The organism is Bacillus sp. SRB_8 (assembly GCF_003264205.1).
Classification (GTDB): Bacteria; Bacillota; Bacilli; order Bacillales; family Bacillaceae_G; genus Bacillus_A; species Bacillus_A mycoides.
The window spans coordinates 298631-322405 of sequence record NZ_NADT01000019.1; the positions used below are offsets into that span (position 1 = coordinate 298631).

The 23775-nt window shown below is 32.9% G+C and carries 31 protein-coding genes and 2 pseudogenes; 9 read left to right on the plus strand and 24 right to left on the minus strand.

Annotation, left to right across the window (positions count from 1 at the left end; all coding sequences use genetic code 11):
• Positions 1 to 229: 229 nt before the first annotated feature.
• On the plus strand, positions 230 to 439 hold the full coding sequence (locus tag B5P40_RS16980) for a KTSC domain-containing protein (protein ID WP_002085762.1): 210 nt from the start codon (positions 230 to 232) through the stop codon (positions 437 to 439).
• A gap of 67 nt (positions 440 to 506) precedes the next feature.
• On the opposite strand, the gene B5P40_RS16985 is transcribed toward B5P40_RS16980, so the two are convergent.
• The 4 genes from B5P40_RS16985 to B5P40_RS17000 all read right to left on the minus strand — a co-directional run bounded on the left by B5P40_RS16985 (position 507) and on the right by B5P40_RS17000 (position 3212).
• A complete protein-coding gene (locus B5P40_RS16985) occupies positions 507 to 719 on the minus strand; it encodes a YqaE/Pmp3 family membrane protein (protein WP_002085763.1) in 213 nt (70 codons plus the stop codon).
• 300 nt (positions 720 to 1019) lie between these two features.
• Positions 1020 to 1679, minus strand: a complete 660-nt coding sequence (locus tag B5P40_RS16990) for a DUF6944 family repetitive protein (protein WP_002035373.1) — start codon at positions 1677 to 1679, stop codon at positions 1020 to 1022.
• A 158-nt stretch (positions 1680 to 1837) separates the two neighbouring features.
• Complete coding sequence (locus B5P40_RS16995) at positions 1838 to 2548, minus strand: SDR family oxidoreductase (protein WP_002085764.1); 711 nt, start codon at positions 2546 to 2548, stop codon at positions 1838 to 1840.
• Positions 2549 to 2873: 325 nt separating this feature from the next.
• Complete coding sequence (locus B5P40_RS17000) at positions 2874 to 3212, minus strand: hypothetical protein (protein ID WP_113709504.1); 339 nt, start codon at positions 3210 to 3212, stop codon at positions 2874 to 2876.
• Positions 3213 to 3424: 212 nt separating this feature from the next.
• On the opposite strand from B5P40_RS17000, the gene gerPF reads away from it, so the two are divergent.
• Positions 3425 to 3640, plus strand: coding sequence for a spore germination protein GerPF (gene gerPF / locus B5P40_RS17005; RefSeq protein ID WP_001141569.1), 216 nt, complete (start codon positions 3425 to 3427; stop codon positions 3638 to 3640).
• 285 nt (positions 3641 to 3925) lie between these two features.
• Here gerPF and B5P40_RS17010 read toward each other — a convergent pair whose 3' ends face one another.
• The 5 genes and pseudogenes from B5P40_RS17010 to B5P40_RS17030 all read right to left on the minus strand — a co-directional run bounded on the left by B5P40_RS17010 (position 3926) and on the right by B5P40_RS17030 (position 7938).
• Entirely contained in the window at positions 3926 to 4261 is a 336-nt protein-coding gene (locus B5P40_RS17010) for a YolD-like family protein (RefSeq protein ID WP_002085766.1), read from the minus strand.
• A gap of 93 nt (positions 4262 to 4354) precedes the next feature.
• A pseudogene (locus B5P40_RS17015) lies at positions 4355 to 4627 on the minus strand (zinc ribbon domain-containing protein); the annotation flags it as partial.
• Positions 4628 to 5192: 565 nt separating this feature from the next.
• Positions 5193 to 5414, minus strand: coding sequence for a hypothetical protein (locus B5P40_RS17020; protein ID WP_002012623.1), 222 nt, complete (start codon positions 5412 to 5414; stop codon positions 5193 to 5195).
• A 532-nt stretch (positions 5415 to 5946) separates the two neighbouring features.
• Positions 5947 to 6798 carry a peptidylprolyl isomerase PrsA gene (locus B5P40_RS17025; protein WP_078176573.1) on the minus strand — a complete coding sequence of 284 codons (852 nt, stop codon included), beginning with the start codon at positions 6796 to 6798 and terminating at the stop codon, positions 5947 to 5949.
• A gap of 144 nt (positions 6799 to 6942) precedes the next feature.
• Entirely contained in the window at positions 6943 to 7938 is a 996-nt protein-coding gene (locus tag B5P40_RS17030; RefSeq protein WP_044441169.1) for a glycoside hydrolase family 25 protein, read from the minus strand.
• A 567-nt stretch (positions 7939 to 8505) separates the two neighbouring features.
• Here B5P40_RS17030 and B5P40_RS17035 point away from each other — a divergent pair.
• On the plus strand, positions 8506 to 8700 hold the full coding sequence (locus B5P40_RS17035; protein ID WP_002085768.1) for a hypothetical protein: 195 nt from the start codon (positions 8506 to 8508) through the stop codon (positions 8698 to 8700).
• A 352-nt stretch (positions 8701 to 9052) separates the two neighbouring features.
• Here the strand turns inward: B5P40_RS17035 and B5P40_RS17040 are convergent, their stop codons facing one another.
• Positions 9053 to 9556 carry a MepB family protein gene (locus B5P40_RS17040; RefSeq protein ID WP_078176572.1) on the minus strand — a complete coding sequence of 168 codons (504 nt, stop codon included), beginning with the start codon at positions 9554 to 9556 and terminating at the stop codon, positions 9053 to 9055.
• Between the two features lie 220 nt (positions 9557 to 9776).
• On the opposite strand from B5P40_RS17040, the gene B5P40_RS17045 reads away from it, so the two are divergent.
• Positions 9777 to 9989, plus strand: a complete 213-nt coding sequence (locus B5P40_RS17045; RefSeq protein ID WP_002012629.1) for a hypothetical protein — start codon at positions 9777 to 9779, stop codon at positions 9987 to 9989.
• Between the two features lie 92 nt (positions 9990 to 10081).
• Here the strand turns inward: B5P40_RS17045 and B5P40_RS17050 are convergent, their stop codons facing one another.
• The 4 genes and pseudogenes from B5P40_RS17050 to B5P40_RS17065 form a co-directional block, all read right to left on the minus strand.
• The gene (locus B5P40_RS17050) at positions 10082 to 10639 is read right to left on the minus strand and encodes an ABC transporter permease (protein WP_063219592.1); all 558 of its coding nucleotides are present in this window, start codon (positions 10637 to 10639) and stop codon (positions 10082 to 10084) included.
• A 137-nt stretch (positions 10640 to 10776) separates the two neighbouring features.
• Positions 10777 to 11352, minus strand: a complete 576-nt coding sequence (locus tag B5P40_RS17055) for a C1q-like domain-containing protein (protein ID WP_002012631.1) — start codon at positions 11350 to 11352, stop codon at positions 10777 to 10779.
• 820 nt (positions 11353 to 12172) lie between these two features.
• Positions 12173 to 12358 (minus strand): annotated as a pseudogene (locus B5P40_RS17060) (hypothetical protein); the annotation flags it as partial.
• 516 nt (positions 12359 to 12874) lie between these two features.
• A complete protein-coding gene (locus B5P40_RS17065) occupies positions 12875 to 13096 on the minus strand; it encodes a hypothetical protein (RefSeq protein WP_002085775.1) in 222 nt (73 codons plus the stop codon).
• Positions 13097 to 13172: 76 nt separating this feature from the next.
• On the opposite strand from B5P40_RS17065, the gene B5P40_RS17070 reads away from it, so the two are divergent.
• The 4 genes from B5P40_RS17070 to B5P40_RS17090 all read left to right on the plus strand — a co-directional run bounded on the left by B5P40_RS17070 (position 13173) and on the right by B5P40_RS17090 (position 16194).
• Positions 13173 to 13781: a hypothetical protein gene (locus tag B5P40_RS17070; protein ID WP_002012636.1), complete on the plus strand. Its 609-nt coding sequence runs from the start codon at positions 13173 to 13175 to the stop codon at positions 13779 to 13781.
• A gap of 363 nt (positions 13782 to 14144) precedes the next feature.
• Entirely contained in the window at positions 14145 to 14501 is a 357-nt protein-coding gene (locus B5P40_RS17080) for a tyrosine-type recombinase/integrase (protein WP_078176569.1), read from the plus strand.
• 74 nt (positions 14502 to 14575) lie between these two features.
• Positions 14576 to 14890 carry a thioredoxin family protein gene (locus tag B5P40_RS17085; protein WP_002012639.1) on the plus strand — a complete coding sequence of 105 codons (315 nt, stop codon included), beginning with the start codon at positions 14576 to 14578 and terminating at the stop codon, positions 14888 to 14890.
• A gap of 422 nt (positions 14891 to 15312) precedes the next feature.
• Positions 15313 to 16194, plus strand: a complete 882-nt coding sequence (locus B5P40_RS17090) for a cation diffusion facilitator family transporter (RefSeq protein WP_002085782.1) — start codon at positions 15313 to 15315, stop codon at positions 16192 to 16194.
• Here the strand turns inward: B5P40_RS17090 and B5P40_RS17095 are convergent.
• From B5P40_RS17095 to B5P40_RS17115, 5 genes are all read right to left on the minus strand, one after another.
• Positions 16184 to 16819 (minus strand): phosphatase PAP2 family protein, encoded by a 636-nt coding sequence (locus B5P40_RS17095; protein ID WP_002127255.1) that lies wholly within the window; start codon positions 16817 to 16819, stop codon positions 16184 to 16186. The genes B5P40_RS17090 and B5P40_RS17095 overlap by 11 nt on opposite strands.
• Before the next feature lie 77 nt (positions 16820 to 16896).
• Positions 16897 to 17652 (minus strand): sporulation protein, encoded by a 756-nt coding sequence (locus tag B5P40_RS17100; protein WP_113709505.1) that lies wholly within the window; start codon positions 17650 to 17652, stop codon positions 16897 to 16899.
• Positions 17634 to 18455 (minus strand): serine/threonine protein kinase, encoded by an 822-nt coding sequence (locus B5P40_RS17105; protein ID WP_078176568.1) that lies wholly within the window; start codon positions 18453 to 18455, stop codon positions 17634 to 17636. The genes B5P40_RS17100 and B5P40_RS17105 overlap by 19 nt, the downstream gene beginning before the upstream one ends.
• Positions 18455 to 18637, minus strand: coding sequence for a hypothetical protein (locus tag B5P40_RS17110; protein ID WP_000473368.1), 183 nt, complete (start codon positions 18635 to 18637; stop codon positions 18455 to 18457). The genes B5P40_RS17105 and B5P40_RS17110 overlap by 1 nt, the downstream gene beginning before the upstream one ends.
• Before the next feature lie 110 nt (positions 18638 to 18747).
• Positions 18748 to 18927, minus strand: a complete 180-nt coding sequence (locus B5P40_RS17115) for a YozD family protein (protein ID WP_002012644.1) — start codon at positions 18925 to 18927, stop codon at positions 18748 to 18750.
• Positions 18928 to 19075: 148 nt separating this feature from the next.
• On the opposite strand from B5P40_RS17115, the gene B5P40_RS17120 reads away from it, so the two are divergent.
• Positions 19076 to 19243 (plus strand): DUF3930 family protein, encoded by a 168-nt coding sequence (locus tag B5P40_RS17120; protein ID WP_000456534.1) that lies wholly within the window; start codon positions 19076 to 19078, stop codon positions 19241 to 19243.
• A 4-nt stretch (positions 19244 to 19247) separates the two neighbouring features.
• On the opposite strand, the gene B5P40_RS17125 is transcribed toward B5P40_RS17120, so the two are convergent.
• The 5 genes from B5P40_RS17125 to rocR all read right to left on the minus strand — a co-directional run bounded on the left by B5P40_RS17125 (position 19248) and on the right by rocR (position 23755).
• Complete coding sequence (locus B5P40_RS17125) at positions 19248 to 19910, minus strand: hypothetical protein (RefSeq protein ID WP_113709506.1); 663 nt, start codon at positions 19908 to 19910, stop codon at positions 19248 to 19250.
• A 273-nt stretch (positions 19911 to 20183) separates the two neighbouring features.
• On the minus strand, positions 20184 to 20399 hold the full coding sequence (locus tag B5P40_RS17130) for a YozE family protein (RefSeq protein WP_002085796.1): 216 nt from the start codon (positions 20397 to 20399) through the stop codon (positions 20184 to 20186).
• Between the two features lie 72 nt (positions 20400 to 20471).
• Complete coding sequence (locus B5P40_RS17135) at positions 20472 to 20744, minus strand: YokU family protein (RefSeq protein WP_002085797.1); 273 nt, start codon at positions 20742 to 20744, stop codon at positions 20472 to 20474.
• Positions 20741 to 22159, minus strand: coding sequence for a lysine 2,3-aminomutase (gene kamA, locus B5P40_RS17140; RefSeq protein ID WP_002012651.1), 1419 nt, complete (start codon positions 22157 to 22159; stop codon positions 20741 to 20743). The genes B5P40_RS17135 and kamA overlap by 4 nt, the downstream gene beginning before the upstream one ends.
• A gap of 210 nt (positions 22160 to 22369) precedes the next feature.
• Positions 22370 to 23755, minus strand: a complete 1386-nt coding sequence (gene rocR, locus B5P40_RS17145; RefSeq protein ID WP_100248440.1) for an arginine utilization transcriptional regulator RocR — start codon at positions 23753 to 23755, stop codon at positions 22370 to 22372.
• Positions 23756 to 23775: the final 20 nt, after the last annotated feature.

Sequence of the window (23775 nt, forward strand, 5' to 3'; positions counted from 1 at the left end):
AATAATATACCTTTTTTTCAAATGGTCAATATTTTCTTATTTATAAATCAAAGGTGAAATAAAAATAGCACAACGATATGTACTTCGTGTGAACTTCCTTATAATTACGTATAACAAACATTTAATATATTGCATATAAGTATAATACTCCTTTAATTATTAGGATTTCAACACGACAATCCCCTTCTCTACAAGAAACCATCTAAAATGAAAAATAAGGAGTTGCGTAATGATGAAGCTATCTCCCGTTATTTCAAAAAAATTAGTTGCTGTTGGCTATAATCCTTTTTCTATGATTTTACGTATTCAACTAAAGAATGGTATGTATGATTTCTTTAATGTGCCAGAAAGCATTTACACCGGTTTATTAAACGCACACTCTAAAAGTTATTATCATAATACTTATATTAAAAATTCTTACCGCTATACTAAAATTTAAACTTGATTGGCATACAAAAAAGAAAGGCGAATCAAATCCCCTTTCTTTTTTGTATGTCAATCGCAATTTACCTTCTATTTCTTTTATTAATTTCATCATACGCTTGAACTTGTTTTTTAAGTCGCCTGTCGGCTTTTTTATCATGTACGACAAGAACTGCGTGTATCGCTCCTGGAACCCAAAAAATTAAGGTTAAAATGAAATTAATAATCGCTTGAAACGGCTTTCCGCAAAATAAAACAGCTACCGGCGGAAGTAAAATTGCTAATAAGTACATCATGTCTGAAAAACTCCTTAATGTTTATTTTTCGATTCTTCCCCATCCATCTCCTACACTATCAAACCTATGAAATCATGTTATTTCTAAAAGCGTATATAAGAACTCATCATTACAAAAATCACATATAATAGTATAACTAAATGAGAAGCCTCTCACTAACGTTAACAAGTTATTTTCACCTGTTCATTTATATGTATATTCTACGCCTATATGAAAAAGCCTACAAAAACAATTAACACATCCATCTTGTCCTACTTCTAAAATTGAAATACTCCAAACTTCATTGAAATGAGTATTTCATCACCTTTTCTTAGATTCCAATCGTTGTTCCTCTACTATTTCGGTTAATCCAATTGCTGAAATTACAGTACCTATTGCCTGTATCCAAATACCTATTAGCCCTATTATACGTTGATCTTCTTTATCTATATTACTGTCTTCTTTTCCCTTTTCTTCTTTTGGTATATTTTTAATACCTTCATATGCTTGTAATCCCGCACCTAAACTTTGCATTGAATTCCCTAATACGATAATCCACTGTATTCCATTTATCTCATTCAATGCTACTTCTACTCCTAAAAAAGCGCCAATTGATTGCAAACTATTTCCAGTAATTATAAGGAAATCATTTTCTTTCATTTGTTCATTGAGATTAAAATACGTTCCTATTACATTTGAAATATTACCTAAAGCTAATAACTCAATCCCCGTTTTCGCTAGCGCTTTATTTTTATTATCTATAGTTACCTCTTGCTTCTCACATTTATCTTCATCTTTCGCATCATTAGTTGCTATAATTTGTAATATATATCCGAGAGCTTGTAATGAACTTCCTACAATAACGAGATCCGACTCAATCTTTTCTTCCCCTGCAAACCCTCTAGTTGTTCCAATTGCTGCTATAAGATTTCCTCCTACTTGAAACCAGGCACCTGTCAATTCTAAATCGCGTAGGTTCATTTCCCATCACCTATATTTAAATTTTCTAGTACATTCAAAACAAACAAATATCACCTTTAATTCATTATTCTATTTTTCATATGTAATTTTGTGCATCACATAATGTACTAATAATACAAAAGAGCACCTTTCAGGCGCTCTTTTTGACAAGAAGTTTCTCAATGAATGTATGCCGGACATGTCAATGACTCACCGTTTTTATCTATTGATATATTTAATATATAATGAATTGCTTTATGTGACCACATTTCAGGTGTAGGAGATTCTTTTACATATTGAGGTGCACATAAGTGAAGCATTGGAGTGCTAATACTGCCACCTGGATCTAAAGCAACTACTGCCATACCATTTGGTAGTTCCATTGCCATTGACTGCGTGATACCTTCAACAGCAAACTTCGAGGCACAATATGGCGCAAGTTCAGCCTCGCCTTCTCTTCCCCAACTAGAGCTCATGTTAATAATAATTCCTTCTTTCCTAGCTATCATCGCCGGGACGAACGCCCTAATGACATTTACTACCCCGTTCACATTTACACTCATTACACTTTCAAATTCTTGTGCGGTAACTTTCCATAGAGGTGCATTTTGATTAACAATCGATGCATTATTTATTAACATATCGGGAGCCCTATACTTATTAAGAATACGACTTGCCCATTTACTAACTTGGTGATGATTTGAAACATCAATTATTTGAAAATCATGTGAAGCACCGTAATATTTATTAAGCTCTTCAATTTTATTTTTTGAGCGTCCACACCCTGCTATGTTCCACCCCAATTCATGAAACCTATCAACCATTGCACGTCCTAACCCTTGCGTTACTCCAGTAATAATTACAAGTTTCCCAATGTCGTTTCGCTCCAACTTCATCTCCTCCTTTCCATTAATATTACTCTTTTTATTCTTATTCAACTTCTCACTTAAGTATCAATTCATTTCATACTTTAGAAGTATTTTTGATATTACATATTACAAACAAAAAGAGTAACCATCATAGTTACTCTTTTTGTTTGTATCGTTATTATTTTTAAATTGTATCTTCTATTCCCTACATTTCTCACATCGATAAATATAGGTTACACCTTAATGAAAGTATATTTATGTTTACGGTTCGATTTATCCAAATACTTTTCAATCCACTTTTTCAACTTAACAGAGCCCACCTCTATCAATAAATTTCCACCTAGTCTTATAACATACTTTTATTTAAATTCTCAATCTCATTTTGCAACTTTTTAAATTGCTCAAAATGCATTGTTATAGATTGAATACTATTCCTTTCAACATTTTGCTTTACTAATAAAACGCCTGTATCTTGAAAAATTGCTTCAAGTTCTTTCCTTATAGATACTTTCGTAATATATGCGGTTTTAATTGCCGATAAAATTGCTATTTCATTAAACTTTAATTTTATTTCATTAGGACAAAATGCTTCTTCGATCAATGTGACATCATTACTATAAATATAAGCAATAAGTTTACTTGATTCTGCATCTGTTAAATCCACTGTTTTTATAACATTATCCATTACATTTTGCCTCCTTTAATTCCGTATATATTAATTATTCGAATTTATTCTTTTTAAAATTCAGCTCTTCATTAATTTTAACATACTTTTTGCTCGATTGATTAAACAAAGCTTCAAACATTTTTCTATTCCGGAATATTTGTCAAATGAACCAATTAGACTATACCTTCATATAGTAATGCAAACAATTACTTATAAAGCAGGTGAAAATTATGCCCTCAGTTGTTGGGAATTTAGTTGTACAAAATAGTAACGGATCTTTCAACTTAGGTGATTTCTACAATGTTTCTCCAAAAGAGAATACGAAAGCTTATAACGGCTCTGGCGCATCTAACGTTGGTTTCGTAGTGAACACTTTTAGTGGGGTTAGCGCGACTAATACATTTGATTCTGATCTAGCAGATCAAAACCAAGTTGGTACGGCCTAACCAGATCTGTAATCATTTTTGTATAACATTTTAAAATTTGTCTATACTATACTCAGGCTGATACACAGCTATCATTGATTTTTTGAGTGCCAATCTTTTTCTCCCTTTCCCTGGGACTAAGCAGCTAGCTTGCAGCTAGCTGCTTTTTCATTTAGTTCTTCACCTCTTCAAAAAATTAGGTTTTAACAGGTAGCCTGACTCACAGCCGAATTTTGAGGTGTGAATCTGCCTGTCCGTAAATAGCTAGATAAATTAAAGAAGCTAAACTTCAAAATTCAGCTTCTTTTAGGTTACATCAATTATGTCCATTGCAGAAAATATATATGTTTTATAAAATGCATCTGTACATTTTACAATTTGTTGAATTGGATTTATATGAACCACTGTCATATAACTCGTAAGTATGTATCCTTCTTCAAAATATGTCACTAACATCTCTTCTTCAGACAATAATGAAGTTAATAATTTGTCTGAAATGCTGTCTTTCGCTTCATTTGTTATTAGCGGTCTTTGGACTTTTAATTTCTCTCCAATAATTTTTTTCATACTTAATAATTGTTCCGACATTACTGTAAACGGAACCCACTCTCTTCCTTTTTCCTGTATCTTTACATAATTCATTTTCTTTACTCCTCAATTTTCTATATCTATCCATTCTTGAACTACCCCACTTTCACTTCGTTTAGAAGTGGGGGATTCCTAAGTAAAGAGTTCTTAGGCTATCTCCACAGTCCTTGCGGTTAGAAGCCTTATCGCTTCATTCTTTAGATTGATACTTGCGTTAATATCCCTATCATGGTGTGTACGACAAGAAGGGCAGTCCCATTTACGTAGGTTTAGATTTTTAACGTCTTTGTTTTGATATCTACAACAAGAACATAATTGGCTTGAAGCAAATGTTTTCGATACGACAATGACTTGTTTGCCGTATCATTTTGCTTTATATTCCAACATGGTTCGAAACTGTGACCATGATACCTCACTAATTTCACTTCTAAATACACTTTATCCATCTCTTATTTATATGTAGCGTAGCTTTCCAATTCAAAACTATTTATGAATTTGTAGAAATATCCACTCCGAAAGAACATTCGTTCTAATTATACACGAACGAACGTTCTTTCGGAAGTGCAACATGTAAATTTTTCAAACAAAATGCAACTTTAATATATGAAGTTTATTCATACTCATTTATTACTCCCTTTTATTAATCAAATTTCTTTGCACTTCCTATCGCATCATAGAATACGTGTAGCAACAATAAAAGCGACTCCACCTAATGTGAAGTCGCTTTTATTGAACTAATTATATTTCTAATTTTACTTTTCTATCCTAACTAACGTTCTTTCTGTAATACAAATTTCAGCTACATCTCATTAACCATCCTTCAACAAAAGCATACACTTTTATTATGAACGAACTCACAAAGCTTTAGAAACTTATGATGTAAAACAATTCATTCCTCATAAGTTTCATACATATCGACAATTACTACCATTTATCCTGCTATTTGCAGGCAGTAAGATTCACACTCATCAATTTTTCACTTTCTTTATTGAATATGCTTGGGTTGCATTATAATATGTAATTCTCTCTCTGTTTCTGTTTTTTTCGGATTCCGATAATATTCCAGTTTATATTCTAATACTTCATACTCAACCATCCCAATCTTTATCCCTTTTGTTTCTTTTAATACAGCTAATAGAACGCTTATATTTTCATTAGATGATTCAAAAATTTTCCCTCCGCCTTCTCTCTTAAAAATAACTTTCATATATTCTCCCCCAAATTAATTTAATAATCTAGTAAATATAAAAATATTCATCCTATTTTAATAAAGTGAAGGCTAATAATCAGTGGGGGTTTTACGAGCAGTAAGACTCCCACAAATAGCGGGATAAATAATTCTTATCATCATTAAGAACATCCTTTTGTACTAAATGTTCAACATGTCACTTCCTATAAAGTTAATTTATACTCCAATAAATATGATATGTACCATTCTTTAAATTTTGTCCTCAATTCACTCTCCACGAAAATATATTTAGTTTATATTTAACAAAATTAATTAACTAAAACATTATCATTTCAACATTTTGCGAATTTAATTGCTTATTCCTTTTATCTACATCCAAATTTTCCTATTGTAATTCTTAATATTTAAATGTAATATTGTATTGTCTTACTATCTATTTATAACTCACACACTAACGCGAAAAGGGAACTCTATATGAGTTCCCTTTTCTATTGAAAACAAAAAAACAGAAATATAGCATTATGCTAAATCTCTGTTTTTCTTCTAAACCTTATTTCTCATCTAAGAATTTAAATGTATCTTTAAATTCTTTATCTGTTACTTTAATATCTGCTTCTTTCAATAGATCATTGATTACTTTTTGTTTCCATTTACCTGTCGCATCTTGCAGTCTTTGTTGTTCTAAATCTTTTCGAATCGTATCTTTTACTTCATCAAATGGTTTCAATTCTTTTTTATCCGTCACTTTTATTATATGATAACCATAAGATGTTTTTATTGGCTCACTTACTTGTCCTGCATCTAATTTATACGCAGCTTCCTCAAACTCTTTCACAGTTTGACCAGGAGCAAAACCAGCTATTTCTCCGCCCTGTTCCTTTGAACCAGTATCTTCCGAATACTGTTTCGCTAAAGCAGTAAAATCTTCACCATTATTTATTTTCTCTTTTACTTCTTTCGCAGTTTTTTCATCTTTCACTAAAATGTGACTTACCTTCATTTCAGGTTTATGGTTATCTTTCACATCTTTATCTGTGACAGTCGCTCTAATCGCTTTCTCAAGTGCAATTTCTGGCTTCATTCTCTCTTTTAATTCATCTTCATTCTTTAATCCTACTTGCTCTAAAGCCACTTTAAACTTGTCACCCATTTGTTCCTTCGCTGCTTCTACTTGTTTTTTAGCTTCTTCATCTGAAACTTTATATTTATCTAGCAATGCCTTATTTAACATCATTTGAGATAAAGTACTTTTTCCATATGTTTGCCTTAATTCTTTACTTAACTCTTTCTCTGTCACGTTTCCTACTTTTGATGTTGCAACATTTTCTGAGGAACCACACGCAGACAATGTGAGCGCCACACATGCAATAATAGTTCCCATAAATAGCTTTTTCTTTTTCAATTCAAATACCTCACTTTGATAAATGTATATTAGGAACTATACAGCGCTATTGTGAAATCAATGTGTTTTCTGCAAGTATTTCTCTTCATGCCAGAGACAAGCTTTATTAAATAAAAAAGCCGGCATAAAGCCGACTTTTTAACATCATTTAATCTGCACATGTTCTTCTTTGATCCATTTGTTCCCACCTATATCTATATATCCATCTTGACGATTCCAAATACGATAAGGGACCTTCCCATCGACCGCACCTGTATCATTCCCGTTTGGCCCATCGTACGTTCTAATTTCATATCCAGGTGTGTACTTTGAATATGCATAGAACCATTGTACATTAAAATGTTCTAACTTAGCCCACTGTTGTTCACCACCTAAACAAATCATATCTTTTTCGCCACCTCCCCAATAACCTTTATAGATTAAATATGGGATTTTTTTCGTAAGTCTTCCTATAAATTGCGGATTCGCAGGATTTTCATATAAATTAATGCCGTATCCATCATCATATTTTGAAACTGCAATACCAATTCCACTTGGTTGCTTACTGTCTCCAATACTAGATTGATTTGTTTGATTTGAACCTATAAACCAAGAAAGATTTTTATTCCCAATTAATTGATTCAAATCACATTTTCCAATACCAGGAACATTTCCTGAATCAGTATATTGCCAAATATCACAAGGATATGCTGGTTTATTCCCTCCATAACGAGGAATCCAAATAAAATCAGCATCAATATTGCGAGCTCCAAATGATACATACGTGTGATGTCCTACATATAAACCAATTTTTTTTGCACCTAATCGGCGTAATTCATCAATAAATGCTTGAGTCCCGCCTTGCATATCTACCATTGTTTGAACTTCTACATCTGCCACCCAAAATTTAGCGTTTTTATCGCCACGATTCCAAAAATCTTGCGCTTCTTTTTTTGCATCTGAAATAGATATAAAACGGCAAAATGCATAATTCCCAAATGGAATACTACGTTTCTTCATTTCTTTCACATAACCTTGATACATAAAATCGACCGTATTCGAACCATCTTGAACTCTAGCAATAACTAAATCGAGCTGAGACGCTGCAATATCCCAATTAATATTTCCATTCCATTTCGAAATATCTACAATATAACCCATTACTAATCAACTCCTTTTTATTATCTTATTCAAAGCTTGTTTTATTGCTAGACCCATACGCCTAATAGCAAGCTTCTATAAGACAAATAAATATATTTTCATCATTTTTTAAAACTAAATAATTTCTTTTTATCCATAATAAATAAGTCCTTCTTTTTTTTCATTTGTAAACGATAAACTTGCGTTTATTTCATACTAAATATTGGGATAAAACTATAAATAATGTACATACTACATATAAGCAATTTTTGCTTATACTCATGAATGACCTCCAAGATTTTTCAATCTCCCTGTAAAAAGGCAGCTAAAAAAAGCTGCCTTTTTACAATTTATTATATAGAGACAAGTTAATTAACGCTTATTCCCTCATATTAGTCTGTTTTTAAGCTTTTTATAAACATGATATATATTTTTTCACAACACTATTTTGATACGTAATAGAAATTACATCAACTCATACAGTATATGTAATAATCAACTACAATAAAAATTACATATTATATTAATATGTCTTCCTAATTAAAAGGAAATAAACATATAACCTCTGTTATGTAAGGAGTTTATTTAATGAAAAAAATCCCTATCGTATTCAAAGTTCCCCCGAATTCAAAGCTAAAAGTTACATTCTATGGTCCTTGTAACGAAGTAATTACAAATGTATCTTTAATTAATCAACTACTCACCCCTACCTGCCAAACTGTATCTCAATATCCAGACTTCAAGAAATATATAACTGAAGTCCGATCATTATCAAATTGTTAATCGTATAATTTTATGATTTATCATTTCGAACAGTACGATAACAAAATAATAAAAAGAGCCGCATCTTTCAAAAGAAACGGCTCTTTTTCATTTCACAAAACATGACTTCATTAAAAAACTAAAATAACTCATTAATTGATATTCTGTTGATATTTTGTTGATATTTTACACATATTAATGAAATGCGCATATATTATCGTATGGAGATTCTCCACTCATAAAACCTATCTTTTTTTGAGCATACTTTATTTGTATGCTCCTTTTTTATTCTTTACTTAACGGCTTACCCTGTTAATATTTCCAAATATCATCTGAACGAACATTGAATATTTCAATTTTTTCTTATTATGTGCTATGAATATAAGTTTAATAATTTATCTGTAGCTACATTTTCAGTATCACTTAAATCGACAAAATAATGAAGTTGCCACAATTGACTCTTCTTAGCTTGATTACTAATAGGTTTATCCCAAATAGGGTAAACCCTCATAGCCATTTTCCCTTTTTGATTTTGAGTTTTTAATATTTTTTCTTTTAGAAGAATCTCTTTTGGAAAAATAAATTGTCCTAGTTTATTATCCGCTATACAAGTGATAACTAAAAAGTTAGGAGCTGAATCATAAGAAAATGCCTGATTGCTCATAGAGGCATTCTTCTCCCAAAAAGAAACAAATTGTCCAATCTTATTAGGCGTAATTTTTGATACCCTAAATCGGATGCTTCTATTATTTAGCTGGAATACCCCTCCTGCATATTCTGAATTTTGCTTTTCTTCTTTTCGTTTAGTAATTAATAGATTATTAGGTTTGTAAATCATTTCATCTAGTTTTTCAATTATATTACTAAAATTTGTCATGTAAACGCACCTTTTTTATTTTACAGTATACCAAGAACATTCGTTCTTGTATATTAAACTTAAACAAATGTTGGCTTTGAATAGTCTTTCAAAGATTATTTTATCTACTCCATCCATAACTTCAAATTTACTTTTATAGTATTTATTACATTACTCTTCCAATTCCTTGTATTCTTCATTATTTCATTAATATATTAATAAAAAACGAGGTGCATATTACATGAATCCATCCAAAATTGACTTCGGCTCCATAGAGCAACCTTTATTCCTATTAATTTTATATCTTATCGCAATTCTTTTAACACTCGGCATTACATTTAGTATATGTCATTCCCTTTTACTAAATTTAAATGCACCGAGATGGGTAGCAAAACTGTTAGCTATCGTATTAACTCTAGGTGTTGCTTATCAAGTGTTTATGAACTTATTTTAATATATTGCCAATTTAACACCTTTAACTAAAAGGCCCTACCATAAGGTAGAGCCTTTTTAAAAAAAATAGTCCATAAATCACAAACATGTCTTTTATTTTATTGGAGATGGGAATCTTGCAGCTTCAAAATGCGTACTAATAAATCCTGGATCATTTTGTATAATCAGTCCATCTACATCACTCTCAGCAAAAATTTCAACTACATCTCCTGCATGTAATTGAAGTATTGTTGAAACAGCTACGACATTTGCAAAATTGGGTGGACCAAAAAAGTCATTATCTATCGCTATAGCTGGATTATCATTTACCCGAATTTCTACACGCGCTCTATAATTCATATTACTATCATTAGGTGCAAAGCTGATTGTACCAATAATAGAATAAACCCCTCTAGTCTTCGGAATAAAATCTGATGTTACTGGATTATATTCATTCGCTAAATCAAACTGTTCATTTTGGAATAATACTTTAACAAAAGTATTTGCAGTGACATTTTGATCTACTGTACTAACCGCTCTAAAAGCAGATGCCCTTACAAGTTTATCTTTCTCATTATCACAACACTTATCGTAATAATCTGTACTCTTCTTACAACAAGTATGCTTTGTCTTTTTATAGCCATTGCAATGCTTACAATAATAATAAGACATATCTATATCCCCTTTCTAAATCTATTGTTGTATACTATGCAAAATAAATTTAAAAAGTTTGGACGAGCTATTGCTATTATGAAATTAAAAAACTCCACCGAGAAGCAGAGTTAATAAAATTTTTTCCTTTTTAATATTTATACAATTGGAGATGGGAATCTTGCAGCCTCAAAATGAGAACCGTCTTCTGTACTACTAATAACTCCATCTATACTACTTTGTGCAAAAATCTCGACAATATCACCTGCATGTAATTGAAGTATTGTTGAAACACTTACGACATTGCCGAAATTTATTGGACCAAAAAAGTCGTTATCTATAGCAATTGCCGCATTTCCATTTACTCGAACTTCTACACGCGCTCTATAATTTAAATTTGTATCGTTCGGAAAGAAACCAATCGTCCCAATTACGGAATAAACTCCTCTAGTCTTCGGAGTAAAATCTGATGTTGCTGGGTTATATTCGTTCGCTAAATCAAATTGTTCATTTTGAAATAATACTTTAACAAAAGTATTAGCTGGAAGGTTTTGATTAACTGTATTTACAGCTCTAAAAGCAGATGCTCTTACAAGGTTATTCTCCTTATGATCGCAAGAACAGTCATCACATCTTTTACCGCACTTATTATAATAATCACTTCTTTTTTTACAGCAATCATGATTTTTCTTTTGGTAACTCTCACAATTCTTACAGTAGTAATAACAAGACATATATAGTGCTCCTTTCTAATCTACTACTGCATAATATGTATGCTAGACTTGGAAAGTTTGGACAGGTTATTACGATTACAAAAATAAAAATGCTCCACCATAAGGCAGAGCGAAGAGAAAGTATAACTTTTAAAAACAAAGCACTCATGTAATATTCTGGTTAAATCAGTAATACAAATTATCTAGTTTCATCAACTCGGATTTTCAGAAAAAACTCCTCTGTACGATTTTATTATTATTGAATAGATTATATTGTTAAGTGAGATATGCAATATTTCATATTTTATTATTTCAATATTCCTTTATTATCGTTGAGTTGTAAACATTCTCTTTAAAACACTTTAAAATCAACACTTACTCTATAACAAATACTTTTTCATCCTTTAGAATTACCTGTAAGCATTATATTCAAATATTATTATTGTAAATTATTGACCTGTACAAACGTATAATTTTTGTGTATTCTATGGACAAGGAGTAAGGTAAGAGTTACTCTTTGCCATTTTAGGAAAGGCCCTGTTGGAGACAACAGGGCCTTTTTTCATAAACTAAATCGGTAAGATCCCCTAACTAGTAAGCTTTCTTTACCTAAACATCATGCATTTCTTTTTGCATACACCGCTACTCTTCTTCAACTGTTTCGTTTACAATCATCAGACACTATTTAACAGTACATAGTTCATTTATCCAGCACTTTCAAAACAGCTTGTACACCGTTAAAATACTTCATGCACTACAAATAAATTATCCGTTCTTGTACAGGATGAGTATAAATTTTGGAATGTCCTGATATTAAATTACTTACAAGGTTTCATACCACTTATACTTTTGGAGACGGGAATCTTGCAGCTTCAAAATGCGTACTATCTTCTACATTACTAATAACTCCAGCTACGCTACTTTGTGCAAAAATCTCGACTAAATCCCCTGCACTCAATTGAATTATGGATGAAACAGCTACAACATTAGCAAAGTTTATTGGACCAAAAAAATCATTATCTATTTCATAGACACCATTTATCAAACACTCCATGTTTCTTCACCTCTTGAATATTTTTTAAATAAAAATACATACTATTTTCAAGCCGTCGTATCCACGGCTAGTACTTCTTTCTTTTGTTACAGTAGTAAGCAGACAGGTTCTTCACCTATCTGCTTTCTCTGTATATTTTTTTAGATATCGAAAATACTACCTACAAGCTGTTTGAACTAGCAGCTTCACTCTTCTTGTAATGGGAAAGCAATTTATCACAATTAGCTAACTCATTCAACTCACAGGCAGACAACCAAAATTGTTGTCTGCTTTTTGTATGGAATTTTTCATTTTGCATATACTACTTTTGAGCCTGTTTACCAACGCAAGCCATTTTGGTGTTTTGAATTCCGACTAAGCTTTTATGTTGCATAGATTATTACATCTTTGACAACACTGGTTAAAAGCGCGTTTTCTGGTTATTCGTAGTTCTAGTCCAGAATAATTTTCCTCCTATAAAGGACAGCAGGTACGACTGCTCGTCCTTTTTTATTGCCCCAAATACTTTTGTAACAATTCCAACGCTTCATTAATGCTCCCATTTAAATCATCAAGTTCAGCATCTTCTGGACACTCCTGCAAAATTACTACCGCTCGACTTATGACATCTTGTAACTTTTCGATATCGATAGAAGTTGTAATAATTCCCTCTTGTTCTTGCGGATCAGCTTTACCATAGCCATTGTGCATGGACATCGGGTTTTCTAGCATCTAGCTCACCTCCTTAAAAAATGCAGGATTTTCCTTTCCATTATCGAATTAGTAATGTTTGAAAAGGGGGTGTAATATGGCAGAAATTAAAGTAGGACTTACACAATTTTTAGACTTCACACTGAAAAGTAGTGCAGCTAAAACAAACTTTGTAAAAAATCTAAAATCTCAACCGGAATACCAACCAGCTTTTGATTACTGGAAACAATTACGAGATACTGTTATTAAATTTCATCAAAACGAACTACCTTTTGAATGTTTCGAAACATTAGTGCAAACGGTTGATCAGAAGAAAAAGCAAAACTATATTGATGTCATAAAACAGTACAAAAAATTTATTAAAAACAAAGACGTCTCTTGGTTCGATCCAGGTAAATCACATTGGATATCAGATGATTTAATCGTCCGCTCATCACCTGAACTCGGTTTGCTCATTAATGATGAGCCGCATCTTATCAAACTGTTTTTCAAAGGAAAAAAAGAGCGAATTGATAAATACAACATCAACTCAACGCTGACATTATTAAACGAATCGACATTTTCAAATGAACATAACGATGTGAATTATACGGTTCTTAACATCCAAAAGAACAGAATGTATACGAATAACTCTATTAATAATGATCATTTAATAGCGCTTGAATCAGAAGCTAACCAGCTTTGTTATATATGGAATAAGATGTAAAGAGTACTATTCATCTCTTTCAATACCTTTTCCATGCATAATTTGGGCACAATTTTCACAGATCCTATCAGTTTCGTTTAATTGAAGCCCACCCTGCATTGTTCCTCACGAACAATGCAGGGTGGGCGTTTTTTCAAAAATAGTTTCTTTAACCATTTCCGCATCCTAACACACCTCCTCCGAAAGAGTGATATAATGAGCTCTCTCCACTAAATCAGCGTTAACACCCTAGCTTTTTAACCGATGAAGAAGTTCTTCGTTTTTTAGAACATGCAAAAGAAAACCGTTATTATATCGCTTATCTTCTTACTATTACATGTGGAATGCGTAAAGGTGAAATCTTAGGTCTACAATGGAAAGAGATTGCTGATTTTACCTGACATTACTTTAATGGCACTAAATGACCATCTGCAAAAAATCTCTGAGGAAAAAGAGCAATATGATGAAAGCTATAATGACTACGATTTGGTCTGCCGTTTCAGAAGTTTGACACAGCTCTGGAAAAAGCTTATAAAGAAAAGTGAGGTTCCCGATATTCGGTTCCATGATCTGAGGATTATGTTAAAGCAAGGTATACATCCGAAGATTGTGAGTGAACGATTAGGACATAAAAGAGTAGGCATCACATTGGAAACCTACTCACATATTGTACCAGGACTTCAGGAAACTGCGGTGGATCAATTTGCAAACGAATTATTCGGAAAGAAAAACTTTTGTTAGAAGTTTTCGTTTCTAGGCAAAAACACCGCCTAAATAACCCCAAATATTATAAGTGAAAAAGGAGCAACAAAAACATGAAAGAAATCAAAGCTGAACAAGAATTCAAAGACATCATCGCAAGCGAGGAGCCAGTAGTTGTTAAGTTCTTTACTACATGGTGCCCAGATTGCGTGCGTATGGACAACTTTATCGGAGATGTAATGGAAGAGTTCAATAAATTTGAATGGTATTCTATTAATAAAGATGAGTTCCCAAGTATTGCTGAAGAGTATCAAGTAATGGGTATTCCAAGCCTACTTGTATATCAAAATGGCGAAAAGTTAGGTCACTTACATAGTGCAAATGCAAAAACGGAAGAGCAAGTTACTGAGTTTTTAGAAGCATACTAAGAAACGAAAAACCTCTGAAAAATCATCAGAGGTTTTTTTCGTTTTCAAATTGTTCTTTGCCTTTGTCTCTTTCTGGAAAGTGAATATTATAATGCTTTCTCCTCTTCTTATTGAAGAATTTTGTTATCATTTCTTATATATTACTCACATGAGGAATTACAAAGAGTCATTTTGCGAAAAATATATATGAAAAAAATTTTGAGAATCATTATTCTCGCCCTCTTTCCATTTGCCATAATCATCATTAATTGTTTAATAAATTTCTACTTTGTACTTTTCAACATATTTTTCCTTAACGAAACTTTGTTACCCCCTTCTTAAAAAGCTATAAAACGTCAACAATGTTTGTATAGACCCACACGAGTTTCGTTTGATACTCTATGTATAGAAAGAAATTCCTTGTAGAAAGGCGAGTGATTAAAATGGATTCTCTTTCTCATAAAGAAGCTGATAAAGGTGCTATTGTCAGCATTATAGCCTACATATTTTTATCCTCTATGAAAATCATCATCAGTTATATTACCCTCTCTAGCGCATTACGTGCTGACGGTTTGAATAACTTAACGGATATTGGTGCTTCTTTAGCAATATTAATTGGCCTGAAAATTTCTCGTAAGCCTCGTGACCCAGATCATCCATATGGGCATTCGCGTGCAGAACAAATCGCATCACTTGTTGCTTCCTTTATTATGGCAACGGTCGGATTAGAAGTTGTTATTAGTGCAATTCAATCGTTTTTCAATCCGAAACAAGCAGCACCTAATGTACTTGCTGCATGGGTGGCTTTATTTTCTGCTGTCGTTATGTACGGTGTATACAAGTATACGAAAAAGATTGCAATGCGAACAAAAAGTAAATCATTAGAGGCTGCTGCAAAAGATAATTTATCAGATGCTCTTGTAAGTATTGGTACAGTAGTAGGTATAGTCGGAGCACAGTTCCAAATGCCTATTTTGGACCCTATTGCTGCTTTACTTGTCGGTCTTATTATTTGTAAGACCGCGTGGGAAATTTTCGTAGAAGCTTCTCATATGCTAACGGATGGAATTGATCCTGAAAAAATGGATGAATACGCTGATGCTATAGGGCATATTTCAGGTGTAGAACATATTGTAGATATTCGTGCTCGTATGTATGGGAACCAAACGTATGTGGATATTACAATTGAAGTAGATGCTCGAATGGATGTTAGCGAAAGCCATTGTATTACTGACAATATTGAAGATATGCTTCGAAAAAAATTCGGAATTTACCATGCTCATATTCATGTGGAGCCCATGCAAAAAGAACCTATTATGACATAGGTTCTTTTTTAATGAACGCCTTATGAAATATAATACATAAAACGAGCCAGCTACCGCCCGCTGCCCATCCGGCTAATATGTCAGATGGATAGTGCACGCCAAGATAAATTCGGCTAACTGAAATAGATAATACAACGAAGCTTGCTATAAAAATAATCAGCAACTTTTTATGCAATGAAATACGATCTTCTGTAATTGTGACGTATGCAATAAATCCTAAAAAAGCAGTAGCATTCATCGTATGACCGCTCGGAAAGCTATATCCAGTTGCTGTAACAAGCTGCGTCACATCAGGTCGTGCTCGTTCATACCATAGTTTGAGCATACTGTTCAAATAACGTGATCCGTAATAATTAATTGTTAGAAGTAATGCACTTAATATTTTTTTTCTAAGAAGAAAATACATTACAAGTATAATGAGTAACGGGAAATATATTCTTTTTGAACCGATAAAGGACACCCAAGTAAAATAGGTTGTCAAATACTCGTTTCGGAAACTTTGAATAAAGTGTGCGACTACATTATCAAATTTTTCAATACAAGCGGTATGATACGAAAGTGATAGTGCGACAAAACAAATGAGTAGTGTACAACTTAACAAGTATAAATGTCGGTATCGTTTCACATACATAACCTCACTATGCAAAAAAATGGAGCGGTTGTTTTAGTTTTCCTCTCCATTTCTTTTTTATGCATAGTTTATTAAAAAATATTATTGTTAATTTTTTGCTGCATCGTTGGAATATCTTCGTTTGTTACTGTAAAGCGAATAACCTTCTCATCAAGATCAAGCGCTTCTGCGAATAAACCAGCCAATCCACGTGATTTTCTATCTACTTCCATAATAATTTCTAATCGGTCGTGGGCACTTGGCAAAATTAATAATTCTAATTCATCTAATTTCCCATAATACTCTCCGGAGACTGGAATAAACTCAAATTCTTGCGCGAATGGAACTTGCTTACGTAATCGATACGGTAATTCTTCGCATTCTACATGACGCGCTTTAAAACCTAATTGATTTACACTATTTAATACACTGTTCAATAGTGCATTCGGCAATACTTGAATATAATCACGGTCACTTGGATCAATACTACGTTTAATATCAAGACCTGTATGAACCCAAACCGTTTTCATTCCAAGTGTTAGCGGTGCTTCAATTGGCATTAAAAATGAAAATGGAATTTCCACTTTTTCATTTGGCTCTACAGAAAATGGATCTGTTAAACGAACTCGCTCCAAATCATACGTTGCAGTTACTTTTTTATCATCCACTTCTCTTACATATGACGTCGACAACGTTAAGTAAATGCTTTCAATTTCTTGGCTAACTGAACCTCCAGTTATATGAACCTGCCCTACTATCTCTTCTCCAACTGTATACTCATCTCTTTCAAGAACAGTATCTACTTTTGCACTTCCAATTCCAACGCTTGCTAAAAACTTTTGAAACATGGGGTCTCCATCCTTTCTAAAGCGTAAGCTACATCTTTTTTCAAATCTTGTACATTTTCATAGTATGGCGCTTTCATTTGTAACATTCGCATCAGCATGTCGCGATTATATTCTTCCAGCGCTAACTCTTCATACCAAGGTTTTTCCTTTTTTTCAGTCGATTCATAACTAGCATACAATAAAAATAATACGAAATGACCGAGCGCATAAAAGTCGCTACGAAAGTGAACTTCTCGCATCAAAGCTTGTTCACCTTCATAAGTTATAGCTCGCTCATCACCCTCACCTTTCAATTTAGCCAATCCAAAATCAATAATACTAATCTGATTTTCTTTCATTAATATGTTTGGAATACGTAAATCTCGGTGAATGATACCTTTACTATGAAAATACGAAACAATTCCTAGTACTTCATATAAAATTTCAAAAACTTCACGTTCATCATATACTTGCCCATCTAAGAAAATATGATCTTCGAAATTTCCCCCCGGCATATACTCCATCACAAAAAAGTTCTTTTTCTCCCATATGAAATGATCATGTAGATTAGGAATTGACGCATGATTTAATGTTTGTAAAATCACTTTCTCTTGCTCAAATGATTTTCTACCAGACTCATATCTTTGTTTACTTTGCCTTAATTGTTTTAAGACTTTATATTTATTTATTTGTAAATCATTAACGACATATGTAACCCCATAACTGCCCATTCCAATTACTGATTCAATCTTATAACGCTCTGCAACGATTGTATTTTTTCGCAGTGGTCTATCAAATAAAGCTAGTATACGACGCCATTTCATCAGCTACTTGAAAAGAAGCTACGGCTTTTACGTTTTCTTTTATAATGCTGATGCCCATAACCAGATGAACGTCGTTTATAGTCGCTACTTGAATAAGAGCGCCCTCTATGACGATAATCACTACTTGAATACGAACGATGTTTTTTCTTCCCTAATAAAGAATCAATAATTTTTTTGAACATCCCTTCACCTCTTGTATAAAATTTTCTTTTAATTATACCAACAATTCTTGTCTATATTTGTGACAAGTTTGTAAAGAGTAAAAAACGACGAGTTAAGCCCGCCGTTACTTTCAATCTTCCTCTTCATCAAAAACTTCATCAATCATGCATTTCTCTAATAAATACTCAAATGTAATATCTGCCAGGTCCTCAATTTCTTCTCTTTTTGGAACGTACCCTCTTTCAATTAGTCGCTCATAAAAAAACTCCGCAATCTCTTCCGTGTCAATTACGACTTCAATTTCCTTCATGAGCATCACTCCTTTATTTCTGTTTTATGAAAAAATCTCAAAATTATGTATATGAGATTAGAAAAATAGTTTTTCTTTTTTATAAGTCATATCATGTAGGTAAAGGGCATACGATGTTAGTACAAGCTATCCAAAGGGGGAAATAATAATGGAATACCAATATGAAGTAGATCAAGAAGTAGGGCAAACAAAAGAAGAGTTCATGCATGAAGATCAATGGGCAGACTCTCTTATTAAATGGCTTTTTATTTTTTTAATAATTGTAGGCATACCTTATACTGCATATGTTGTTGTTCAATTTATTCTCTCTTTCTAGTTAACTATTTTTTCTCTGTCAATTTAACTAAATAATTTTGAACAACATCTATAACAATTTTATATTCTTCATCTTTAAATGTATCGAATAATAAATGATAATCATTATAAATATCTAATAACCCATCAATAATTTCTTGGCGATTCGTCTTTACACTTACTTTTTTCGAATTGTTAATTGACTTCAATTTTCCTAAATCTAATTTATTCATACCCGCTTTATCTTGTTTCATTTTCTTCAAAATTGCATTTGCCGTTTGTGCATTGGCAAGTAATGTTAAATCCGATTCATCAGCTTCTAACCATTCACCATCAGTAATTCGTGACAATTCATATATAGTATCTTCCCATGCATCATTTTTATATCTCCATACTTCTGTACGAAAACCAACAATACGAAAAACATCTTTATCATATCCAGTTACTTGCACGAGATCACCAAACGTAAAGTTATAATTTAATTCAATCCACTCTGTGTCGCCCTTTTTCATTTCTTGCTCTGTTACATGCTGCAAAGTTTGCTCAACGTAAAACCCATCGTGATTATTTACTTCGTATACGTAAACTCCATCTAAAACTTTCATATTTGTAACTTTCCCAACGGTTCCATATAGCGTAATCACGACTATGTCCCCTACGTTATATTTAGGTTGTTTTTTCCTTGCCATCAATATCTCTCCTTTTTTAAACGTCGTGATTTTGATAACAGTATATGCAACCTACATAAAAACGCTTATCACAGAAGCTTATATTCATAAATTTTTTCAATAAAAAAGTAGAATTTGTATATAACTTAAAAAAGCTAGTATTTAAACTAGCTTTCACTTTTCATTTATGTTCTAACAACAAGACCTATTGTAAATAAAAAAGCATAATGAATACTTCACTTCTTTCAAAGTAATGTATTCATTATGCTTTCATTTTCCTAAAACTTCATATCGTTATCTCTCTTGTATATATAAATCCCATGCATCATCAAATATAGACATACTTTCTAGCATTCCACTTAACTCTAAGTATGAACTAATTACATCATAGTCTTCAGATTGCTTCGGAAAACTTAAATCATCATACATCGCCTCTGCTAAATCTGATATTTCATTTTTAAATAAAGCTGCACGGTGCTTCATCATATAATGGTAAAATGTCTTTTTCAAAAATATTCCCTACCTTTCTAACTTGGGTACATTATACAAGGCAAAAAAGAAAAAAACCAGCATAAAAGCTGGTTAAAAGTCGAAATAATTCCTTTTTAATAAACGTGGTCTTCCCATCAACTCTTCGTATGTTAGTTGTTTTGGCAAATCTTTCGTATAAATTAAAAACAACTGATCTTCAATTTCTTTTACAGTATGGTCTGCTTGATAGTCCATTCCACATGAGGAACAAGTAATACATGGTGTCTCTTGGATTTCAATGGCTTTCGTACCATCTGGTAATTCCCAATATACAGTATTCAAGCTTTCTTTCGCTTCTGTACTGTCACACCACATACAATTCATACTACGTCACCCTCATTTTTTTTGTCATCATCTAACTTTGCTATTTGTGCTTGATATTTTTTATCTTTTAATTGATCACGCTTATCACGTTTATCTTTTAAAGAAGCATGCGTTTCATTGACTTCATAATCTTTGCGGCGATTCATACGTTGTAAATCATCTGGAACAAGATTAAATTTCTTATCACTCATCAATCCTGCAACGCCGATATCAGAACGTTTCTCTTCATAAGTCGGATAAATTTCTTTAAAGTAGCCTTCTGCTCTTCCTGGGATATAGTTTTCTGGTTCTGGATACGTTGTAATAACCCCTTCAAAGTTACGAAGAACAACTTTATCCGCACTTTGTGAAATTAAATAGTTTGGCTGAAGCGCAATTTTTCCGCCTCCACCCGGTGCATCGACAACGAAAGTTGGTACTGCATAACCAGACGTATGCCCACGTAAGCCTTCAATAATTTCAAGACCTTTCGAAACTGGTGCACGGAAATGACCGATACCTTCTGATAAATCACATTGATAAATGTAATATGGACGAACACGAATTTTCACTAAATCATGCATAAGTTTTTTCATAATTGGAACGCTGTCATTAATTCCAGCTAAAATTACAGCTTGGTTTCCAATTGGAACACCTGCATTTGCAAGCATTTCACATGCTAGTTTCGATTCTTCTGTAATCTCAATAGAAGTGTTAAAATGCGTATTTAACCATACTGGATGGTATTTTTTAATTATGTTACACAGGTTTTCTGTAATACGCTGTGGGAATACAACTGGTGCTCTCGTTCCGATACGAATAATCTCAACATGCGGGATTGCTCGTAAATTCTTTAATACATATTCTAAAATTTTATCATTAATTAGAAGTCCATCACCGCCAGAAATTAAAACGTCACGTACTTGTGGTGTTTCACTAATATAAGCAATCGCATCATCTAATTGCTTTTTCGGTACGCCCATTCCAATTTGTCCACTAAAACGACGACGTGTACAGTAACGACAATACATAGAACATTGATTCGTTACTAAAAATAGTACACGGTCTGGATAACGATGAGTTAATCCTGGAACTGGTGAATCTTCATCTTCATGAAGAGGATCTTCTAAATCATATTTTGTTTTATATAACTCTTCCGAAATCGGTACTGATTGCATCCGAATCGGACAGCGTGGGTCATCAGGATTCATTAGCCAAGCATAGTACGGTGTAATGTTTAACGGGATCGTTTTCGTTGAAATCTTAACGCCTTCTTCTTCGTCAGGTGTTAAGTTAATTACTTTCTTTAAATCATCTAAAGTTTTGATCGTATTCGTTAATTGCCAAACCCAATCATTCCATTGTTCTTCTGTAACATCTTTCCATAATTCAATATCCTTCCAGTGACGATTTGGTTTGTATACATCATGTAACATTGCTATTCCCCCTTTTTATACGCTCATCCTTTATATAAGCAATAATTATGCCAACTTCATATTCTTGATAAGTAAATGCGAGAAATACCCTATTATATAAGAGAATAAATATTTTTAAGTGCTGTATTAAAACGATATTTACTATCATATTCATTACTTGTTATATATGTAAACGCTCTTTTATTGGTGCAAACACACAAAAACCGCCGATTATTCGGCGGTTTTGTCGTACTTGCTCAGTTTATATTGAAGCGTTTGACGCGGAATACCTAACATTTTTGCTGCTTGCAAAATATTCCCTTCCGTTTCAATTAACGCTTGATCTATTAATTCCTTTTCCATTTGATGAAGAGCTTCCCTAAGCGGTAATATACTTTTCTTCTTCGGAAGTTTCTCTTTCCGAAATGTTCGTGGCAAGCAATTTGCTGTTAACGAATTCCCTTCTGTAATAATGACAGCATGTTCAATCGTATGCTTTAACTCACGAACATTTCCAGGCCATTGATAAGCTTGTAATCTTTCTTTCGCTTCCTTATCAATTTGAAGTACACCTTTTTTATAACTTTTATTATATTCTTTCAAAAAGTAAGACGCTAATAACAGTACATCCTCAGTTCTTTCGCGAAGCGGCGGGATATATAATGAAAACACATTTAATCGATAGTATAAATCAGTGCGAATTTTATTTTCTCTTAAACATACTTCTGGAGGCTGATTCATTGCAGTAATAACGCGAACATCTACTTTTCTCGTCTTATTATCACCAATGCGACGAATAACTCCATCTTCTAATACACGTAGCATTTTTGCTTGTAAATCAAGCGGCATTGAATTCAGTTCATCTAAAAATAATGTCCCTCCATCTACAAGTTCAAATAATCCTGCTCGTTCGATTGCCCCTGTATAACTACCTTTTGTCGTGCCAAACAGCAAACTTTCTAATAGCGACTCTGGCAAAGCTGCACAGTTTTGTGCAATAAACGGCTTATTTTTTCGTTTAGAAGCTTCATGAATCGCTTGCACAAATAGCTCTTTCCCCGTTCCAGTTTCACCATATATTAAAACATTCGCATCGGTTGGCGCTACTTTTTGTGCTAACTCTTTCGTCTGTTTAAAGTGGGAATCATCAGTTACAATTGTCTCGAATGCAACATGCTTTTTCACCATTTTTTTGCTAGTCGATCGTTTTATTTTCGATTGTAGATCTACAATCGTATCAGTAAGCTTTTGAATAGTAGAATAATCTTTCGCAATTTCTACAGCACCAGCAATATTTCCATCTATTAAAATAGGTAACGTTGTATTGACCGTACAAACGTCTTCCCCATTTAAATTTTGGTAATGTTGAACTTGGTGTACGATTGGTTTTTTTGTATCTAATACTTTCATCAACGTACTTGTTTCTCTGGATAATGACGGGAATGCTTCTAATAAATGCTTTCCTAGCACATTTTCAATTTTAGATCCATCATGTTTTGCAGCAACTGTATTATAAAATATTGTAGTCCCATTTTCATCTACTGCATGTATGGCCTCATCTATACTGCCCAAAATCGCTTCAATGACTTCCTGTGTCGAAACTGCTAGCAATGTCATCCCCCCTTTTGCCGAAAATC

Excerpts from the sequence above, each read along its gene's own strand:
- rocR (WP_100248440.1), bottom strand. The coding sequence starts at position 23,755 with ATGACATTGCTAGCAGTTTCGACACAGGAAGTCATTGAAGCGATTTTG.
- B5P40_RS16985 (WP_002085763.1), bottom strand. The coding sequence starts at position 719 with ATGATGTACTTATTAGCAATTTTACTTCCGCCGGTAGCTGTTTTATTT.
- B5P40_RS17040 (WP_078176572.1), bottom strand. The coding sequence starts at position 9,556 with ATGACAAATTTTAGTAATATAATTGAAAAACTAGATGAAATGATTTAC.
- B5P40_RS17120 (WP_000456534.1), top strand. The coding sequence starts at position 19,076 with ATGGAATACCAATATGAAGTAGATCAAGAAGTAGGGCAAACAAAAGAA.
- B5P40_RS17100 (WP_113709505.1), bottom strand. The coding sequence starts at position 17,652 with ATGTTTCAAAAGTTTTTAGCAAGCGTTGGAATTGGAAGTGCAAAAGTA.
- B5P40_RS17090 (WP_002085782.1), top strand. The coding sequence starts at position 15,313 with ATGGATTCTCTTTCTCATAAAGAAGCTGATAAAGGTGCTATTGTCAGC.
- B5P40_RS16990 (WP_002035373.1), bottom strand. The coding sequence starts at position 1,679 with ATGAACCTACGCGATTTAGAATTGACAGGTGCCTGGTTTCAAGTAGGA.
- B5P40_RS17050 (WP_063219592.1), bottom strand. The coding sequence starts at position 10,639 with ATGTCTTATTATTATTGTAAGCATTGCAATGGCTATAAAAAGACAAAG.
- B5P40_RS17070 (WP_002012636.1), top strand. The coding sequence starts at position 13,173 with ATGGCAGAAATTAAAGTAGGACTTACACAATTTTTAGACTTCACACTG.
- B5P40_RS17055 (WP_002012631.1), bottom strand. The coding sequence starts at position 11,352 with ATGTCTTGTTATTACTACTGTAAGAATTGTGAGAGTTACCAAAAGAAA.
- B5P40_RS17010 (WP_002085766.1), bottom strand. The coding sequence starts at position 4,261 with ATGAATTATGTAAAGATACAGGAAAAAGGAAGAGAGTGGGTTCCGTTT.
- B5P40_RS16980 (WP_002085762.1), top strand. The coding sequence starts at position 230 with ATGATGAAGCTATCTCCCGTTATTTCAAAAAAATTAGTTGCTGTTGGC.
- B5P40_RS17125 (WP_113709506.1), bottom strand. The coding sequence starts at position 19,910 with ATGGCAAGGAAAAAACAACCTAAATATAACGTAGGGGACATAGTCGTG.
- B5P40_RS17020 (WP_002012623.1), bottom strand. The coding sequence starts at position 5,414 with ATGAAAGTTATTTTTAAGAGAGAAGGCGGAGGGAAAATTTTTGAATCA.
- gerPF (WP_001141569.1), top strand. The coding sequence starts at position 3,425 with ATGCCCTCAGTTGTTGGGAATTTAGTTGTACAAAATAGTAACGGATCT.
- B5P40_RS17085 (WP_002012639.1), top strand. The coding sequence starts at position 14,576 with ATGAAAGAAATCAAAGCTGAACAAGAATTCAAAGACATCATCGCAAGC.
- B5P40_RS17000 (WP_113709504.1), bottom strand. The coding sequence starts at position 3,212 with ATGGATAATGTTATAAAAACAGTGGATTTAACAGATGCAGAATCAAGT.
- kamA (WP_002012651.1), bottom strand. The coding sequence starts at position 22,159 with ATGTTACATGATGTATACAAACCAAATCGTCACTGGAAGGATATTGAA.
- B5P40_RS17030 (WP_044441169.1), bottom strand. The coding sequence starts at position 7,938 with ATGGGTTATATTGTAGATATTTCGAAATGGAATGGAAATATTAATTGG.
- B5P40_RS17045 (WP_002012629.1), top strand. The coding sequence starts at position 9,777 with ATGAATCCATCCAAAATTGACTTCGGCTCCATAGAGCAACCTTTATTC.
- B5P40_RS17110 (WP_000473368.1), bottom strand. The coding sequence starts at position 18,637 with ATGTTCAAAAAAATTATTGATTCTTTATTAGGGAAGAAAAAACATCGT.
- B5P40_RS17115 (WP_002012644.1), bottom strand. The coding sequence starts at position 18,927 with ATGAAGGAAATTGAAGTCGTAATTGACACGGAAGAGATTGCGGAGTTT.
- B5P40_RS17135 (WP_002085797.1), bottom strand. The coding sequence starts at position 20,744 with ATGAATTGTATGTGGTGTGACAGTACAGAAGCGAAAGAAAGCTTGAAT.
- B5P40_RS17105 (WP_078176568.1), bottom strand. The coding sequence starts at position 18,455 with ATGAAATGGCGTCGTATACTAGCTTTATTTGATAGACCACTGCGAAAA.
- B5P40_RS17065 (WP_002085775.1), bottom strand. The coding sequence starts at position 13,096 with ATGCTAGAAAACCCGATGTCCATGCACAATGGCTATGGTAAAGCTGAT.
- B5P40_RS17035 (WP_002085768.1), top strand. The coding sequence starts at position 8,506 with ATGAAAAAAATCCCTATCGTATTCAAAGTTCCCCCGAATTCAAAGCTA.